The sequence below is a fragment of the Actinomadura darangshiensis genome, from assembly GCF_004349235.1.
GTDB classification, from domain to species: Bacteria; Actinomycetota; Actinomycetes; order Streptosporangiales; family Streptosporangiaceae; genus Spirillospora; species Spirillospora darangshiensis.
Map to the genome: position 1 here is coordinate 1 of NZ_SMKY01000188.1, position 17954 is coordinate 17954.

Here is a 17954-nt window from a genome sequence, read left to right on the forward strand (position 1 = left end):
GCTATGCGGGTGGGCGGAGCCGCACGTACGGCTCGGGGATGCGGTCGGCATTGTCGAACAGGAGTGTCAAGTGCAGCCCGAGATGGCCGGATCCGGTGCCTTCGGAGACGCCCGACAACGCCTGCCGGCGAAGTTCCAGCGTGCGGCGCGGCAGCTTCATCACGTCGGCCGCGAGCAGCCCCTTGACCTCCCTGGCGAACTGGGCGGGGTCGCGGCCGTCCCGGCACCATGCGACGACGGGGATACCGGCCACCAGGCCGACCCAGTGCTCGTCCGGCTCGTCGTCCACGCCGCTCCACGGCGGGAAGGCCAGCGCGAGGACCGCGGTGGACGCCCCGGAGAGCTTGGAGTAGAGCTCTTCCCGGTCGCATTCGCCGGGCTGGGTCAGCAGGCAGACCGGGGCGTCGACCGAGTTGCCGGACAGCCAGTCCCACTTGTGCCGCCAGGGATGGTGCAGCGCCGCCATCCGCATCCGGTCGAGACTGCGCACGACCACCGGGTACTGGATGCCGATGCGGTGCTCGATCCCCGCAATGTTGATCATGGATTGCTCGACCGGCTGATCCAGCAGGGCGCGAGGCAGCAGGAACTCGATCGTCAGATCGGGGCTGGGCCGCCCGATCACGGAGCTCTCCGAGGTGAGCAGCCGCTCGAGCAGCTCGGGGATCCGGCTGAGCGGCAGCGCCTCGTCGCTGCACTGCAGCGTGCTGCCGGGTTCGCGGCCGACCTGGAGCCAGGCGGTGACCAGGTAGCGGTCCGCTTCCAGCGCGTCGGGCGCGCACTCGATGATCAGGTAGTTCTCGGACGGCTCCAGCGGGGCCGGCGCGAGCTCCGGGGTCCGGTCCCGCTGGACGAGGGCGCCGTTCAGGCCCTGCACCTCCACCTGCCGGCGCACCCAGTGGCGGAATGCCGTCGTGGTCGGCTGCCCCGCGTACTCGGCCAGGTCGTTCACGAACACCAGCAGCGGCGGGACTCCGTCGCGTCCGGCGGGTATCTCCTCCAGGACGGCGACGACGTCGTGCAAGCTGTGGACCTCCCGGTCGAGCTGCGGCCATGCAGGGCCGACCGCCCGTGGGTAGAGCATCAGGAACCTGCCGAGATACGCCGGGTCGAGGTCCGTCCGCTCCAGCGAAGTGATCAGCTCGTGGAGCACGCGCCGCTCGGCCTGGTCGAGCCACGGTTCGGGAACCAGCTCGGCGACGAGCTCGCCGAGGGCCCGCACCGGCAGGCTGTTCGGATAGAAGGTCCGCAGAATCCGCACCAGGGCATGCGCCGCGCCCGGATAGTTGAGAAGGGCATCGACCAGCGCCCACACGTCGAGCATTTCCTTGTCGTGGTGCACATAGTCGAGGCTGTGCCCGAGATCGTGCTCCAGCGCCTGCACATGGACCGCGCGCTCCCGCTGGACGCTCATCGCGTCGACGCGAAGGATCGCCTCGATCAGCCGATGCAGATCATCGGCGTCCAGCGACGTGCTCAAACGCCCCGCCTCCGCCCCAAGATGGCCGGGAGGACCGGCCATGTTCGACGGGGGAAGCGTACCTCCGAGGCATGCGCCAGGCGGATGCTCTCCGCGCAAGTCGGAAGCGACCGGAATAGGACGCCGCGAATGTGTCATGCCACATGGTTCGGACGCCGCCAAGCTGGTCGGCAAAGGCGCGGAGGGGCTACGCCTTCGCTCCCACCGGCTCTCCGACCGGTATCGCCGTGCCGGTGATCGGCACACTTTCCGCCGCTTCCGGTGCACCCTCCTCCACCGGCTCCGCCGCACGACGGCGATCCGGATCCCTGATCAAGGAGAAAACGACGATCGCGATCACTCCGAATGCGGCGGTCACGAGGGCCGCCGTGAGCCGGGGCCCGAAGGCGGTAATGACGTACCCTCCCGCAAAGGCTCCAAGCGTCACCGCGCCGGTGGTGAGAAACTGGCTGACGCCTTCTACCCGGCCTAGCACGCGGCTCGGGACGACCCTGGTCTGATGCACTGCCAGAGCGACATTTATGTAGGCGCCCATGAAGCTGCAGGCACCCCAGGCGACCATGCCGATCAGCGGGTTCTTCATCCAGGCGACGATCAGGAGCAAGGGCAGCCAGAGCAGCACGGAGTACTTGACCGTTCGCACAGGACACAATCGTCGCACGACCGGGGCGGCGGTGATCGCCCCGGCAAAGCCCGCGACGCCCGAGGTGGCGAGCATCGCACCGATGACCGACCCGGAGAGTTGCCGCCTTTCGGCCTCCACCACGAGCAACAGAATGATAATCTGGAAACCGACGTTCGCGATCGCGCAGACGAGCAGCGAAACAAAGAGGAATCTGTCATGATATATTCGACGGAATCCCAAACGGGTGAGAACCAGCATCCGCCGTTTCGACATTCCGAACGCCATGCCGCGCGGCGCCCTGGAGGACTGCAGGAACTTGGTTCTCAAGAACAGCAGAGAAAAGACCGATAGCAGGGACGTCGCCGCGTCTAATATGTAGGGGTAGACACGTCCGGCGGCAAAAAGTGCCCCACCGACCGGGCGGCCGAGTACCAAGGCCACATGATGGCGGGCCTCATTCTTGCCCATCGCGCTTTCAGCCTTGGCGTCCGGTACCACGTACCGCACCGCGGCGAGTTCCGCGATGCGGAAGAAGACCGCACAGGTACCGTCGATCATTGCGGCCACAACAAGAAACGGCCAAGGGTTGGCGAAGCTGAAGAGGCCGACGACCAGGACCATCGAATTGAGGACCCGGATCACTTGGCTGATGAGCATGATCCGCCGACGGTCGTAGCGGTCGACGAGCAATCCGACCGGCACGTGCAGGAACAGCCCTGGCAGCGTACCGGCGGCCGCCACCCAGCCCGTCACGATCGGCGAATGCGTCAAGGCCAGGGCGAGCAGTGGATTGGCTGCCGCGGCACCGAGCGTGCCCAGCTGCGACAGTGCCGATCCGCCTAGCAGCAGCCGGAAGTCGCGACGCCAGATCCCGTTTTCCTGGTCACTGAATCCGGGCGGGTCGCCACCGTCCGGCGACCTCGACTTTATTGAGGCGGCGGCCACCCTCTGACTTCTCCTCATTTCGTACCGTGGTCACCACCCCAGCGCTCTTTGGGCACAACACTTCATCACTGCCCAGTCAAAAGGACACCGGGTCATGGTTTCGCAAGAAGTCGCCTATTTTTCGGGCCGGAATCCGTGCACGGGCGGACGCGCGCCCGCTCGCGGGATCTTAGCAGCAGCCGGAATTGCCGTCAGCGAATCACGAACAGAGTCGGCCGACCGTACAGGGACAATGCTCGTTTCTCACAAAAGAGAACAAATGAGAATATCGACCTTAGGTGCTACAGTTGGCTATAAACAAGTCCATAACACATCACACAGGACAGATAGCCAAGGGGCCTCAAAGTCGACGTATCTACGCGATACTAGACAAGTCGCGCTTGGCGCTCAGCGCTTCGCGGTTGGTGCTGTCGCGGCCGAGGACGTCCTCGAACACGGCGCGAGCCGCGCGGGTTCGCCCTGACCGCAGGAGCGCCTGCCCGAGAGCCGTCTGAACGGACAGTTCATGCGGGAGCCGCCCAGCCGCCGCACGGAGCTGGCGCACGGCCTCGCCGGGCTCGCTGTCCAGGAGGATCCGTCCGATTCCGGTCAGCAGCCAACCGACCGCGGCATTGTCCCGGGCGGCCTCGAAGATGGACGCTGCCTCCCGGTAATGCCCGATGGCCGTTTCGGCCTCGCCTCGCTCGTAGGCGACGTCGCCGAGGAACGTCGTCGCCTCAGCGAGGATCCGGAGATCACCTTCGCCGCAGGCTCTGGCGGCCGCCTTCGCGTGGCGGCGCGCAAGCTCGGGATCATCGTCCGCCAGCGCCCCGTGCGCCTGCCGCAGGCGCTCCGAAGGTCCCGGCCGCTGGACGACGGGCACCGCTCCCCCGCCGCCGAGCCGCCGCACCGGCTCGATCAGCCTCGGATGCTGCAACGCGTAGTGCCGGCGCCCGTCGCGCAGGCGAGCGCGGATGAGGTGGCAGTCCTGGATCTCGTCGACGACTGCTTTGGGCACTTCTTCGTACAGGCGTTCCTCGGCCACGCCCGCGCGCCCCTGCGGCCCGCCGAAGACACTGCGAAACCAGGAGAGCACGGTTGCCACCGGAATGCTCTGGTCTGCGGCGATCGTCGCCAGGCTCTGCGCGCAGAACTCCGCGAGCACCCGGTCTGCCTCGCTGTGCAACCGTTCCGCGGGCACCTCCAGATCACCGGCCGGTCCTCGGTAGAGGCTCGCGCACACGAGCTGCAGCAGCACGGGCTCGACGGTGGCGGTGATCTGCGCTGCACCTGCGCGCCGCACCGTACGGAGTTCCTGCACGAGAGGTTCGCCAACGCCCTCAGCGGACCGCCCCGCATGGCGAAGCGGCTGCTCAACGGCCCTACACGCATCTTCAGGAGTCAGCGGTCCGAGCGCGCACGTAGGCGGAGCCGACCGGCCGAGTCGACCGGCGAATTTCAGCACCTCGTCCAACGCGTCGTCTCGCACCGCCAAGAGCAGATGCAGGCCGGGTTCCTGCTCCATCATCGCCACGAGTTCATCGAGGAATCCGAGGCGATGCCGTTCATGGCGGCCGGCGGCATTGAGGAGCGCCTCCGCCCCGTCGATGGCTCCGAGGGTGGGCAGTGGACGCCCGAACCGGTCCATGCGCTGGTGCTTGCGCACGAACGTCCCGATCGTCACCTCCGACATCTGCACCGGTGACGCGCGTGTGTACCACGAGGCCAGCACGGCGAGCCGGTATGGATTGTGCTCGGGCAACGCCGCCAGGGGGAAGGACGGACGGTGGGCCACGTGCGCGGGGGGCAGTACGTTCGCGCCCTTCACCCGTAGCGATGGGATGACACCCGCGCGAAGCAACGAGGTCTTGCCGATACCTGCCCCTCCGTGAAGCACGGTGAGTCGATTCGCAGCCCACGACTCGGCGACCTTTTCGGTCTCCGTCGCCCTGCCGAAGAAGATCGACTGATCCTGCTCACCGAACTCGCAGGTGCCCACGAAGCATTCTGGCCCGCCCGGAGGAGCTCGCACGGTCATCATCCCGTCCCATCAGCAGGCACCTGTTGTCAAATGGTGCCGACCGGCTCATCCGAGCGTAGCGCATGGCCGAGCGAACGGCCGGGCGTTGCGACGACAATGCATATCATCCATGGACGACCAAAATGCGCGGGTCGGCCGACCGTTATTCACCGCCGGTCATGCATTGTCGCCACATCCTCAACGCGGCGAGATCTTGTTGCCGAACCCGCCGGTCGCACTCGCCGATTTTTCAGTGAGCTTGTTGTCGAACGCGCGTGCGAGCGAACCGGGCCGGGCCAACTCCATCCGCACCCGCCGGCGCCCGGGAGTCTGTGCGCCCGAGGATGCCGCCGGGGCGGCCTCACTGCGCAATAGGAACGTGTCCTGCTCCATCGACCTCTCCTTGATGTCGACGCGACTGCCGCTTCTTCGGTGGTTCATGCCGAGACGGCACAAAGCGGCCCACCACCATGGTTGCAGAAAGTCGACGCCGGTGCCACCGGAATTCGGTCCAGTAGAAAACAGGAGCGGGTGCGACCGAAAATAGGCGTCACTTCAGTGTCGCCTGACACATTTATCGATCGCCGACTTCAATATAGTGTCGAGGTTGACGCATTTGCATCACTGCGACGCGATGCAGATTGCTCCGCAGGCTCAGCGTGACGCAAGGGGATCGAGTGAGCAGTTCTCAGCCTGACCCATCGCCCGTAGCGGAGCGGATACCCCAGGTCTGGGGCAAGGTCCCTCCTCGCAACAAGAACTTCACCGGACGCGCGGAACTCCTCACCCGGCTTCGCGAGGGTCTGGACAGCCGGGTCACGGCCGTCGTACCGCACGCGCTGCACGGCCTCGGTGGCGTGGGCAAGACCCAGATGGCGGTGGAGTACGCCTACCGCTACCGCTCCGACTACGACCTCGTCTGGTGGATTCCGGCGGACCAGCCGGTCCTTGTCCGCTCCTCGCTCGCCAGCCTGGCCCAGCCTCTCGGCCTTCCCTCCGCATCCGTGAGCGGTGTGGAGGATGCGGCCAACGCCGTGCTGGACGCGCTGCGCCGCGGGGAGCCCCACGCCAACTGGCTCCTGATCTTCGACAACGCCGACGAGCCCGAGGAACTGACCGACATCCTGCCGCAGGGGTCCGGGCACGTCCTGATCACATCGCGCAACCACCGCTGGGCGGGCATCGTCGACGCGGTCCGGATCGACGTCTTCCCCCGCGAAGAGAGCGTCGAGTTCCTCACCAGACGGATACCGAAGGGAATCAGTCCCAAGGACGCGGACCGGCTGGCGGAGGAACTCGGGGACCTCCCGCTCGCCCTGGAACAAGCCGCCGCGCTTCACGTCGAGACGGGCATCGCGGTATCGGAGTATCTGCAGCTCCTGACGCAACGCACGAGCCAGTTGCTCTCCCAGGGCAAGCCGACCGAGTACCCCGCCTCGATGACGGCGGCCTGGGGGCTGTCGGTGGCCAGTCTGGAGGAGAAGCTGCCCGAAGCGCTGGACCTCCTGCGTTACTGCGCGTTCTTTGGTCCGGAGCCGATTCCGCGAGACGCCTTCAGAAGGGTCGTTTCTGGGCTGAGCCCTCGGCTGAACGACCTCCTTGCGGACCCTATCCGGCTGGGCCGGGCCATCGGTGAACTCGGACGCTTCGCTCTCGCCAGATTGGACTTCCCCGCCCGGACCATCCAAGTGCACCGGCTGATCCAGGCTCTCGTCCGTGACGAACTGCCGGAGGCCGAACAGGGCAGGCTACGTCATGAAGTCCACCTGCTGCTGGCCGGCTACACCCCGCTGGACCCGAATGACGCGGGCAACTGGAACACCTATCTCGCCGTACTGGGCCATATCGGGCCGGCTGAAGTAGCACAATGCCAGGACCAGCGAGTGCGTGAACTTGCTCTCAATATGGTCACTTACCTGTACGCCTCGGCCGACTATGCCTCGGCCCGGTCCCTCGTGCAGTCGTTCATCGACACGTGGACCGCCACTTCGGGGAGTGACGACGAGGACGTCCTGAGGCTCCACGTGGAACTGGGCAACCTTCTCCGGGAACTCGGCCAATATCAGGAGGCCTCTGACCGCAACATACAGACACTCGACGCGGTGGAGAAAGCTCTACCCCCTGACCACGAAACAACGTTGCGGGCGCTACGCGGCCGGGCCGCTGATCTGCGCGCGAGCGGCGACTTCGAGCAGGCACACGAGATTGACGATAATGCACTTCACCGCTACCGGACAAAATTCGGAGACGAAGATTGGAGTACGCGGCGCGCCATCAACAGCGTTGCGCTCGACTACGGGCTCAAGAGTGACTACTCGGGCGCTCGCGTTCTACTCGAAAAGATGTTCAGGGAGATCCGTGCTGAAGGGGCGGAGTCGGCTGACCCGGGCTCCTTCCTCAACATCTACACCGGTCTCGCACGGGCGGTACGGCTTAGCGGGGATTTCGCCGAGGCATGCGATCTCGGCGAAGACGTCTACGCCTACGGCCTGGAACTTCTCGGCCCGGAGCACTCCTGGACGCTGCGCGCCGGCAAGGACCTGTCCATCGCCTGGCGCAGGGCGGGCGACTACGAGCGCGCCCTCGAAGTCGCCGAGGAAGTCCATCAGCGCTACGTCCGGGCCTGGGGGCTCAGCCACCCCGACACTCTGGCGGCCGCCACCTGCCTTGCCAATATCAGGCGCACCATCGGCGAGGTCCAGGAAGCTTTGGTGCTCGCAGACGACACGGTGCGCCGCTACCCCCGTGTCTACCTCGCCGAGCACCCCTACAACCACGCCTGCGCGGGGAACCTGGCCATCCTGCGACGGATCACCGGCGACCCTGAGGTCGCCAGGAAGATCAACGAGGATGCGCTGACAGGGCTGGAACTGAAGCTGGGCCGCGACCACCACTACTCCCTTACCGTCGCCATCAACCTGGCCAGCGACCTGGCCTCCCTCGGTGAGACGGAGTCGGCGTACCGGCTCTGCGCCGGTACTTTGCGGCGGCTCCGCGCCTTGCTGGGCGAGGACCACCCGGTGACCCTGTCCGCTGCCGCGAACGCCGTTGCGGACCTCCGGGCCCTCGGGCGGGATGAGGAGGCCGCGGCGTTGCACAACGACACCGAGGAGCGCTACCACCGCGTCCTCACACTGGAGCATCCCGACGCCCAGGTCTTCCTGGAGGGACGCCGGCTGGACGCCGACTTCGACCCGCCGCCGATCTAGGCAGGCTCACCCGCGGGCTCGGCCGTCAGATCGCGGCTGAGGACGTCCCGGATGTGGGTGATCAGTTTGTACAGGTCGCGGCAATAGACCGACGGGTTGCGGAACCCGGTGCCCGACCGGTACCGGTGCGGGTAGAGGCCGCCGCCGCAGACCTCGTGCGCCGGGCACGCCAGACACTGGTCCGACAGGGCCTTGCGGCCGATCTGCCGCGCGGCGACGGACGGCAGCGACAGCACCGTGTCGAACGGATCCCGCGACACGTGCAGCCGCGTCCCCGCCGCCCCCTCGTACGCCGACTTGAGCGAGTCGACCTGCTCGATCTCGCCGTTGGTCTCCACCACGACCACCGCCACCGGTGACAGCCCGACGGCCTCGCTCGCCGACATCCGGCCGAACAGCAGGCGGATGATCTCGCTGAACAGGCGGATGCGGACATCTGCCGCCTCCGCCGCGAACCAGCGGTCGAAGATGGCGATGAGCCAGTCCCCGTAGGGTGTCGACTCGTCCGGCGGGCGTCCCGGCGGCGGCTCGTCCCAGTTGCCGTGGGGCAGCAGGAAGTCCATCTCGGGCGGGTCCAGGGCCAGCAGCGACTCGTAGGTCGCGATCGGGTCGTTCTGCAGGTCGATCGTGCTCAGCAGGCCGCCGAACAGATGCCTGTACGACGGGCCCGCGAGCCGCTCCAGGCCGTCCCGCACCGCCTGGTAGCTGCCGCGGCCGTCGGCCCGCCGCCGATGCCTGTCGTGCCCCTCTTCGTCGCCGTCGACGCTCACGCCGACCGTGACGCCGTACTTGGCGAACAACTCCAGGAACGGCTCGTCCAGCAGGACGCCATTGGTCTGCACGCTGAAACCGACACGCAGATCCGCGTCGGCCGCCGCCGTGATCGTCTCGATGGCGTACCGCAGCCGCTCGGTACCGGCGAGCAGCGGCTCACCGCCGTGCAGGACGATCTGAACCTCGGAGAGCCGGTTGACCCGCGCGTGCTCGGCGATGCGCTCCGCCACCCATTCGAGGACCTGCCTGGACATCCGCCGGGGCTGCCGCCGCCAGCCCTGGTCGGCCATCTCGTACATGTAGCAGTAGTCGCACGCGAGGTTGCAGCGGCTGTGCAGCTTGAGGATGAAGTCGCGGATCGGGGTCGGCCGCCAGCCGTCCTCCAGGAGGCCGCGCACGTCAAGAGCACCCGGCCACTCGCTGCCGGGCTCCTCGCCGTGGACGACCACCTGCTGACCCCCAATGAGATCAAGACACGGCGCTACGCTTCTATTTTGTACAGGTATATCTGTTTTACATGATCAATAAACGTGGGTCAGGGCCCACCGCTCGTGGTCCCGCCATTCTCCGTCGATCTTGATGAACGCCGGCGAGACCCCTTCCTTCCGGAAGCCGAGCCGCCGGACCAGCCTGATGGACGCGGAGTTCCCCGGCTGGATGTCCGCCTCGACCCGCTGCAGGCCCAGTTGCTCGAACGCGTACCTGACCGCGAGCCCGACCCCTTCACCCAGGTAGCCGCGACCCGCGTAAGGCAGAAATGCGGCGTACCCGAGCACGCCCCGCTGGTAGGAGCCGCGGACGATTCCGTTGATGTTGACGATTCCCGCAAGGTCGCCGCCGTCGCGCAGGCACACCACCATCCCGACCGCGTCCACCCCGCCGAACCGCGCGAGATAGTCCGCGAACTCCGTCGCCGACGCGGGCAGGACGACCCAAGGCCGATGGAATTCGGCACTCCCGCGCGACAACTCGACGAACCGCGCCTCGTCCCCCGCCTGCACCCGCCGAACGGCCACCCGGGTCCCCACCCGCAACTCCACGCTCACCCGCGAAATCTAGCGGCTGCCCGGTGGGCCGCCCGGCACCGCGTCCGCCAGGCCCGTGAACCACCGGCAGCGCCGCCGGCCCGAGGGCCGGCGGCGCAGGGGGACGAAGTCACCGATGCCGGACGTGCGGCGCGTGCACCGGCCCGTAGGGCTGCGGGTGAATCGGGTGCCCGTAGGGCGCCGCAGCAGGCAGGCCGGACGCGGGACCGGCGCTCGCCGCGGCGGCGGGCTTGTCGTCGCGCTGTCCGCCATGGATCACCAGGGCCCAGGCCAGGCAGCCGAAGGCGGCGATGTTGGCCACGGTCCGGACGAGGTGCCAGGCGATCCACTTGCTCTCGAAGTCGGCGCGGACGGCGGCGAGGTCCTTGATCTGCGCCGGGTCGCCGGCCCTGTCGAGCTGCTCGTTGAGCGGGATGTTCGCGGCGAAGGTGATGATGAACGTCACCAGGTACAGCGCCAGCCCGGCGATGATCCACGGCAGGGCGTCCCGGCCGTGCCCGCGCCAGGCGAGGTAGGCCGCCAGCCCCGCGAAGAGAATGGCCCCCAGGAAGCTGAGGAAGAACCAGCCGTTCTGGATGGCGCGGTTGAGGTGCTGGAGGCCCTCGACGAAGGTGCGGTCGCTGCTGCGGCCCAGCCCGGGCAGGACCGTGTAGGCCCAGTCGGCCATCAGCCCGGCGACCATTCCGGTCGTGAGCGTCGCGGCGATCAGCGAGAGGGTGGACAGGTTCTTCATCATCATTTTCGTTCTCCTCAGGACCCGAAGGGAATGACCTTGCGGTCGTGCACGAGTTCGGCGTAGGGCGCGCGGGTCCCGGCCGGGAGGCCCGCCAGCCACAGCGCATCGGCGGCGCCCGCGCCGGCCGCCACGTTGATCAGGATGTCCCGGCACCGGGCCGTGTCCGCCAGCTCGCGGCCCAGGATCTTGACGGCGGCGACCTGGCCGATCCTGGACGGCACGTTGATCCAGCCGGGCCAGCCGTCCGCCGCGGCGCGGCAGCTCTCGACCGCGTCCACGTAGCCGTCCATGACCTCGGCCAGGTCGTCCAGGCTCATCCGGTCGACGTCGAAGCGCGGCCGCAGATGCCCGGGGAGGTGCCGCAGCGCCCCGAACCGGTCGGCGACCACCACGAACCTGGCGCCGTCGTTCAGCAGCGGGACGAACCCCTGGATCACCCGCCGCGTGCCGTGGTTGTTGACCTCGACGAGGCGGCGGACCTGGTCGCGGTGGCGTACCCCGGGCAGGACGCGGGCGGAGGTGTCGGAGACCACGATGTCGACCCCGCCGTGCCGCGCCGCCACCGCGGCCGCCAGCTCCTCGGCGCCCTGCCGGACGTCGGGCAGCCGGTGGACGACCCCGCCGCCGGGGTCCGCGGCCAGGATCCGCCCGAGCCCGCGCACCAGCGCCGGGTCGATTCCCTGGCCGCCGCCCGCCACGATCGCCACCTTCCGCACTTTCCCTCCTCCGTTTCGAACCGTGCTCGCCGCGCCTTTCTGATCTCAACGATCCGGCACGTGGAAGGCCCGAACAACGACGAAGGACGCAACGTTCATTAACCTGGGGATTACCGTTGGACGGAGGCGCTGGGCGATGGAGCTGCGGGACATCGAGATCTTCCTGACCCTGGCCGAGGAGCTGCATTTCGGCCGTACCGCCGACAAGCTGCTCGTCACCCGCGCACGGGTCAGCCAGGCGATCCAGAAGACGGAGCGGGAGATCGGCGCCGCGCTGTTCGAACGCACCAGCCGCCGGGTCTCGCTGACTCCCATCGGCCGCCGGCTGAGCGAGGACCTGCGGGCCGGCCACCTGCTCATCCAGCAGGGCGTCGAACGGGCGACCGCCGCCGCCCGCGGGCTGACCGGCACGCTGCGGATCGGCTTCATCGGCGCCACCGGACACGAGATCAGCGACATCATCGGCGCGTTCACCGCCCGGCACCCCGACTGCGAACTGCAGATCCGGGAGGCGACCGCGGGCGACCCGTTCACGCCGCTGCGCGACGGCGACGTCGACCTCCAGGTCCTCTGGCTGCCGGTCGCGGAACCCGACCTTACCGTCGGGCCGGTCGTCCTCACCGAGGCCCTGGTCCTGGCGGTGTCGCCGCGCAATCCGCTCGCCCGGCACGAGTCGGTCTCCCTCGAAGTCCTCGGCGACGAGTCGATGCTCGGCTCGTCGGACTCCCTCCCCGCCTACCTGGAGGAGGCGGTGCGCCCGGCGCAGACTCCGAGCGGCCGGCCGATCCCGCGCGGCCCGGTCACCCACACCGTCCAGGAGATCCTCGCCAACGTCGCCGCCGACCAGGGCGTCACGCCGGTGCCGGCCCACGCCGTCAAGTACTTCGCGCGCGGCGACATCGCCTACATCCCGATCCATGACTCGCCGGCCCTCGAATGGGCGCTCATCTGGCGGAGCTCGGGAGAGACGTCGCTGATCCGCGCCTTCGCGCAGGTCGCCGGCGACCTGCGCGAGCCCCGATGACGGCCGGCCCGCCGCACGGTGACCGGGCCGGCCGCCCGCATCGAGGGGGCGTCCGCCTTACGCGACTGGGGCCGGTGGGATGTCCGCCAGGCACGAGGTATCGCCGACCCGCAGGTCGCGGATGAAGGCGGACTCGATTCCGGCCGCGCAGCCGCTGGGCTCGTGTTCGGCCACATGGCCGACGTTGGGGACCTCCACGACCGTGGAGCGCCGGAACCGGCGGGCGGCCTGCCGGCCTTGTTCGGTCGGGGTGTTGGCGTCCAGATCACCCGAGACGACCAGCACCGGGACGTCGGGGAACGGCCCGCCCGTCGGCTGCACCGGGCCGTGCCGGTCCGGCCAGCGCACGCAGGCGTTGCCCCAGCTGTAGCTCACGCTGGTCCAGGCTCGCTTGCCGAACGGCCAATATGCCCGCTCCGGCAGCGCCGCGAGACCGGTCGAGAACTGTTCGAGCCGGGTCGCGACCGGCGCCTCGCGGTTCCACGCCGTCGGATAGTCATTGCACATCACCACCGCGGCCTGTTCGGGGTTGAAGGGCCGCTCCTCGTCCTGGCGGAGTGCCGAACCGCTCAGCGGTGCCACCTTCCGGGCGGCTTCGATCAGGGGCGTGTTGTCGCCGTGCAGAGCACTGCGGACCATCGCCGGCACATCGCCGATGCCGGCAGGGGCCGTCTTCGCGAGGCCGAAGACGATCGAGGCCAGCGCGGTGTCGTCCAGCCGCCGCTGCCGGTCTTCCAGCGTGTAGGCGATCGGCCGCACGCGGACCCTCTGGGCGAGCCGTGCGATGTCGCGCGTGACCTGGTCCCCATCGCAGGCGCCCGCACTGCGCTCGCACACCAGTCGGAGCGCTCGCCGCGCGGCCCGCGCGTTGGGACGCGCCCACATGTCGAAGTCGAGCGGGTAGGCGCTGGAGAGCACCATCGAGCGCACCCGCCCGGGATGCCGCTGGGCGTAGACCGTCATGAGGTACGTGCCGTAGGACTCCCCGAGCAGGTCCAGCCGCTCGATGCCCAGCCTGTCCCGGACGGCGTCGATGTCGTCGGCGATCTCGGCCGAGGTGTAGCCGCGCGCGCGGGTCCCGAGCGTCCGGCCGCATTCGCCGACCGCCCGCACGAAGCCGTCACGGGTCGCGGGCAGCGCCCCCAGGGCCCCGCATTGGACGGGATCGGAGCGGTTGACCCCGCGCGGATCGACCAGCAGCACGTCATGGTCGCGCAGCAGGCCGCCGAACATCTGGACGTACTGCGGCGCGGCCGCGATCGCGGAATCGCCCGGACCACCGGGGTTGATCGCCACGGTCCCCTTGGCGGGCCCGGAGGCATCGCGGTGCCTGATCAGCGCGTAGGCCACAGAGGTGCTCCCCATGCCTGGACGTTCCCGCACCAGCGGCACGCGCACCGTCCCGCACACCGCGCCGGAGACCGGCGCACAGTCGGCCGCCCCCTCCTGCGGCGCCTGCAAAGCCTTCTCGGCGTGCCCTGCGGGCGCGGTGACAGCGACACCGCCGGCGACGACGGCGAACGCGGCGGCCAGGCTCCCCGCCCTCTTCGAGATCCTCATCCGAGGAGTCTGGAACGCAGATGATCAACCGCACATCACTCCGCGAGCGGAACCCCGCCCCCGGACCTGAGAGTGACCCGCCACCGGATCAGGTTTGAGTAAGTAGTTAGTAACTACTAAACTCCATCGCCATGCCGACAGCGCGGATGTCCAAGCAGCAGCGTCGTGAGCAGGTGCTCAAGGTGGCCGGAGACGAGTTCGCCGCCAAGGGGCTGCACGGGACCTCGGCCGAAACGATCGCCCAGCGGGCCGGCATCACCCAGGCTTACGTCTTTCGCTTGTTCGGCACGAAGAAGCGGCTGTTCATCGACGCCGTGGACGCGGCGTTCGAACGGACGCGGCTGGCGATGCTGGCCGCCGCCGGCGGCCTCACCGGGCTGGAGGCACTGGCCGCCATGGGCCTCGAATACGACGCGATGCTGGCCGACCGCACGACGCTGCTGCTGCAACTGCAGGCATTCGCCGCTTCCGGCGAGGAGGACGTCCGCGTCGCCGTGCGCACCAGCTTCGGCCGGTTGTGGGAGTCGGTGGCGGCCACCACCGGCCTGGACCCGGTCACCGTCAAAACGTTCCTGGCCTACGGCATGCTGCTCAACACCGGTGCCGCCCTGGACATCGCCGAAGTCGACCAGGACTGGGCCCGGCAGGCGCGCACCCGGATCCAGCCGGGACTGTTCACCCACATCAACACCGAGACCAACCGGTGAGCGGCCACCAGACGGCAGGCCGCCTGCTTCCGACCACCTTGGTGCTGGTCGCCCTGGTGTCCGCGGTCGTGGGCAGCCTCGGCGCACCGCTGATCACGGCGGTGTCCGCCGAGTACCACGTCTCGCTCGCCGCGGCGCAGTGGACGCTGACGATCGCGCTGCTCTCCGGCGTCGTCGCGACCCCGATACTGGGCCGGCTCGGATCAGGCTCGCGCCGCCGCCCCGTCGTGCTGGTGACATTGGCGACCGTTGCCGCGGGCGGCGCGCTGTCGGTCCCGGCACTGCCGTTCTGGCTGTTGCTGGTGGGACGCGCCGCGCAAGGCGTGGGCCTGGGGGTGACGGCGCTGCTGATGGCCACCGCCCGCGAGCACCTGCCTCCGGACCGGGCGGCGAGCACCATCGCCCTGCTGTCGGTGACCTCCACGGCCGGGATCGGGGTCGGATACCCGCTGGCGGGTCTGCTCACCGACCTCGCCGATGTGCACGCCGCCTACGCGCTCGGTCTCGCCGTCAGCGTCCTCGCCCTGGTCACCGCCTGGCTCGGCCTGCCGGACGCGAAGGCGTCCGCCCCGGCCCGCGTGGACTGGACGGGCGGCGTACTCCTCGCGGCCGGACTGCTGACCCTGCTCATCGCCATCAGCCAGACCGGCCCGTGGCGCGACCATCCCGCCCTCATGGGACTGGTGACGGCGGCCGCCCTGGCCGCACTGGCCGTCTGGACCCTGATCGAGACCCGCAGGCCGGCCCCGCTGGTGGACGTCCGGCTGCTGCGCCACCCCGCGGTCGCCGCCGCCAACACGGCCATGCTCGCCGCCGGCGCCGGCATGTACCTGCTGCTCAGCCTGATCACCCGCTACGTCCAGACGCCCTCCGGCGTCGGCTACGGATTCGGGCTCGACACCTTCCGGGCCGGGCTGGTCCTGGTGCCGTTCTCCGTGCTCGGCTTCGCCGCGGGCAAGCTGGCGCCCTGGATGCGGCGGCGCGCGGGGGCACCGTCGCTGCTCGCCGGCAGCGTCGCCGTCGTCCTGGCCGCGTTCGCCGTGTTCGGAACCGCTCGTGGTGACATCTCCGGGCCGGTCGTCGCGATGTCGGTGCTCGGATTCGGTGTCGGCGCGTTCTCGGCCGCGATGCCCGCGCTCATCCTCGGCGCCGTCCCGCCGCACGAGACCGCCAGTGCCATGAGCGTCAACCAGGTCGTGCGCAGCACCGGCTTCGCGCTCGGCAGCGCGCTCGCCGGCCTGATCCTCGCCGGCCACCCCCGGCACGGCAGCCCGTTCCCCAGCGACGGCGGCTACACCACCGCCGCCTGGATAGGCGCGGCCACCATGCTCCTGGCCGCCCTTGCCATCCCCCTGGCCGGCCGCCGCCCACGGGCATGAAGGCCGGACGTCGGCCAGACTGAGGGCATGGAGTATGTCGGGCGGGTGCCCGCGCCGCCGCTCGATCGGTTCATCGACGACATCTACTGCCTGACCGGGGTGCCGCGCCACCGCCGCATGAACGTGCCGCCGATGCCGTCGGCACACCTGTTCGTCAACCTCGGCGAACCCGCGCGCCTCTGGGATTCCGACCCTTCGGTGCCGCCGGCGGCGTTCGCCGACGGATGGTTCATGGGCATATGGACCAGGCGTTTCGTCGTCGAGTACCCCTCACGGGTGCGGCTCGTCGGGGTGCACTTCAAGCCGTGGGGACTCTCGCCGTTCGTCGACATGCCGGCGACCGAGCTGCGGGACCGATGGGTGCCGGTCGACGCCGTCTGGCAACGGTCCATCGACCGGATCCGCAACCAGGTCGGCGACCTCGCATCGGCCACCGAGACGCTGCGGGTCCTGGAGGACGAGCTCCGATCGCGACTCGCCACGGCACCCTCGCGCGGCCTCGACCTGGTCCAGCACACGGGCGCGCGGCTGGCGACCTCCCACGGTGCGGTCCTGGTCGGTGCGCTGAGCGATGCCGCCGGGGTAAGCGGCAACCACCTGGCCGCGCAGTTCAAGTCCCATGTCGGGGTCACCCCGAAGCGGGTGGCACGGATCTACCGCTTCGCGCGGCTGATCCTTTCCGTGGACGCCCTGCGTCCGGTCGACTGGTCGGATCTCGCCCAGACCGCGGGCTACTTCGACCGGGCTCACTTCAGCAAGGAGTTCAAGGACTTCACCGGCCACACCCCGGCGGAGTACCTGGCCCTGCGGCGCCGGTTCCCCGCCGAGGCGGGGTTCCCGCCGGACGACGGTCCGATGCCCGCCGTTTGATTTCTTACAAGCCCGGCCGCCCTCGGAGAGGACAAGATCGGAGGTCGACGGAGACGAGGAGGACCTGTGGGCACAGTGATCATGCACAGCGTGGCGTCGCTCGACGGCTTCATCGCCGATGGGAACGACGACGTCGGGCCACTTCACGACTGGTACTTCAGCGGGGACACCCCGATCACCGAAGGCGGCGACCGGCAGTACGACCACTCCGGAACCGGAAGCGCCTTCAGGGTCTCGAAAGCGTCGGCGGAATACGTCCGGTCGATGTGGGAGGCGATCGGCGCGATCGTGATGGGCCGCACCCTGTTCGACCTGGTGAACGGCTGGGAGGGGCGGCCGCCCGCGGGCGACCACGTGGTCGTGGTGTCCCACCGGCCCAAGCCCGAGGGCTGGCACCCCGAGGCGTCCTACCACTTCGTCGATGACGTGGCGGCCGCCATCGAGAAGGCCCAGGAACTCGCCGGGGAGCGAACCATAGGCGTGAACGCCGGCGAAGTGGGCGGCCAAATACTAGCCGCCGGCCTAGTGGACGAGGTGGCGATGGACGTCGTGCCAGTCGTGTTCGGCTCAGGCAAACGCTACTTCGGCAGCATCAACGGACAGCACCAACTGGAAGACCCCCACGTGGTCATCCAGGGCGACCGCGTCCTACACCTGAAATTCAACGTCCGCCGCTAGCCCAACACACCCCCGTGAGAGCGGAGCCCCGCACCGGCCCCTGAACAGCCCCGCACAACGAGACGCCGACCAACAACCGAAACCGGGAGGGGGCGTAGGCGCGGACCCCCGCACCGACCCCTGAACAGCCCCGCACAACGAGACGCCGACCAACAACCGAAACCGGGAGGGGGCGTAGGCGCGGACCCCCGCACCGACCCCTGAAC

General features: G+C 69.0%; 15 protein-coding genes. 6 read left to right on the forward strand and 9 right to left on the reverse strand.

All coding sequences use genetic code 11. The features are described 5' to 3' along the window. Nucleotide 1: 1 nt before the first annotated feature. The 4 genes from E1293_RS31315 to E1293_RS31330 form a co-directional block, all read right to left on the reverse strand. On the reverse strand, nucleotides 2-1480 hold the full coding sequence (locus tag E1293_RS31315; protein ID WP_132201093.1) for a VMAP-C domain-containing protein: 1479 nt from the start codon (nucleotides 1478-1480) through the stop codon (nucleotides 2-4). A 187-nt stretch (nucleotides 1481-1667) separates the two neighbouring features. Continuing rightward, nucleotides 1668-3050, reverse strand: a complete 1383-nt coding sequence (locus E1293_RS31320) for an MFS transporter (RefSeq protein WP_165978476.1) — start codon at nucleotides 3048-3050, stop codon at nucleotides 1668-1670. Nucleotides 3051-3405: 355 nt separating this feature from the next. Then, entirely contained in the window at nucleotides 3406-5028 is a 1623-nt protein-coding gene (locus E1293_RS31325; protein ID WP_132201095.1) for an nSTAND1 domain-containing NTPase, read from the reverse strand. Between the two features lie 219 nt (nucleotides 5029-5247). After that, a complete protein-coding gene (locus tag E1293_RS31330) occupies nucleotides 5248-5442 on the reverse strand; it encodes a hypothetical protein (protein WP_132201096.1) in 195 nt (64 codons plus the stop codon). Nucleotides 5443-5726: 284 nt separating this feature from the next. On the opposite strand from E1293_RS31330, the gene fxsT reads away from it, so the two are divergent. Further along, the gene (fxsT, locus tag E1293_RS31335) at nucleotides 5727-8258 is read left to right on the forward strand and encodes an FxSxx-COOH system tetratricopeptide repeat protein (RefSeq protein WP_132201097.1); all 2532 of its coding nucleotides are present in this window, start codon (nucleotides 5727-5729) and stop codon (nucleotides 8256-8258) included. On the opposite strand, the gene E1293_RS31340 is transcribed toward fxsT, so the two are convergent. The 4 genes from E1293_RS31340 to E1293_RS31355 form a co-directional block, all read right to left on the reverse strand. Continuing rightward, the gene (locus tag E1293_RS31340) at nucleotides 8255-9481 is read right to left on the reverse strand and encodes an FxsB family cyclophane-forming radical SAM/SPASM peptide maturase (protein WP_132201098.1); all 1227 of its coding nucleotides are present in this window, start codon (nucleotides 9479-9481) and stop codon (nucleotides 8255-8257) included. The two genes, fxsT and E1293_RS31340, sit on opposite strands and share 4 nt — an antisense overlap. Before the next feature lie 72 nt (nucleotides 9482-9553). Then, nucleotides 9554-10078 carry a GNAT family N-acetyltransferase gene (locus tag E1293_RS31345; RefSeq protein ID WP_132201099.1) on the reverse strand — a complete coding sequence of 175 codons (525 nt, stop codon included), beginning with the start codon at nucleotides 10076-10078 and terminating at the stop codon, nucleotides 9554-9556. A gap of 109 nt (nucleotides 10079-10187) precedes the next feature. Then, nucleotides 10188-10817 carry an anthrone oxygenase family protein gene (locus tag E1293_RS31350; protein WP_243716833.1) on the reverse strand — a complete coding sequence of 210 codons (630 nt, stop codon included), beginning with the start codon at nucleotides 10815-10817 and terminating at the stop codon, nucleotides 10188-10190. An 11-nt stretch (nucleotides 10818-10828) separates the two neighbouring features. Beyond that, the gene (locus E1293_RS31355; protein WP_132201100.1) at nucleotides 10829-11530 is read right to left on the reverse strand and encodes a Rossmann-fold NAD(P)-binding domain-containing protein; all 702 of its coding nucleotides are present in this window, start codon (nucleotides 11528-11530) and stop codon (nucleotides 10829-10831) included. A gap of 136 nt (nucleotides 11531-11666) precedes the next feature. Here E1293_RS31355 and E1293_RS31360 point away from each other — a divergent pair, with 136 nt between their 5' ends. Continuing rightward, entirely contained in the window at nucleotides 11667-12554 is an 888-nt protein-coding gene (locus E1293_RS31360; protein ID WP_132201101.1) for a LysR family transcriptional regulator, read from the forward strand. 57 nt (nucleotides 12555-12611) lie between these two features. Here E1293_RS31360 and E1293_RS31365 read toward each other — a convergent pair whose 3' ends face one another. Further along, nucleotides 12612-14114 (reverse strand): alpha/beta fold hydrolase, encoded by a 1503-nt coding sequence (locus E1293_RS31365; RefSeq protein WP_132201102.1) that lies wholly within the window; start codon nucleotides 14112-14114, stop codon nucleotides 12612-12614. Between the two features lie 131 nt (nucleotides 14115-14245). Between E1293_RS31365 and E1293_RS31370 the strand changes: the two genes are divergently transcribed. The 4 genes from E1293_RS31370 (at nucleotide 14246) to E1293_RS31385 (ending at nucleotide 17748) form a co-directional block, all read left to right on the forward strand. After that, nucleotides 14246-14821 (forward strand): TetR/AcrR family transcriptional regulator, encoded by a 576-nt coding sequence (locus E1293_RS31370; protein WP_207939196.1) that lies wholly within the window; start codon nucleotides 14246-14248, stop codon nucleotides 14819-14821. After that, a complete protein-coding gene (locus tag E1293_RS31375; protein ID WP_132201103.1) occupies nucleotides 14818-16200 on the forward strand; it encodes an MFS transporter in 1383 nt (460 codons plus the stop codon). The genes E1293_RS31370 and E1293_RS31375 overlap by 4 nt, the downstream gene beginning before the upstream one ends. A 27-nt stretch (nucleotides 16201-16227) precedes the next feature. Next, nucleotides 16228-17070: an AraC family transcriptional regulator gene (locus tag E1293_RS31380; protein WP_132201104.1), complete on the forward strand. Its 843-nt coding sequence runs from the start codon at nucleotides 16228-16230 to the stop codon at nucleotides 17068-17070. 66 nt (nucleotides 17071-17136) lie between these two features. Continuing rightward, a complete protein-coding gene (locus E1293_RS31385; protein ID WP_132201105.1) occupies nucleotides 17137-17748 on the forward strand; it encodes a dihydrofolate reductase family protein in 612 nt (203 codons plus the stop codon). Nucleotides 17749-17954 lie beyond the last annotated feature (206 nt).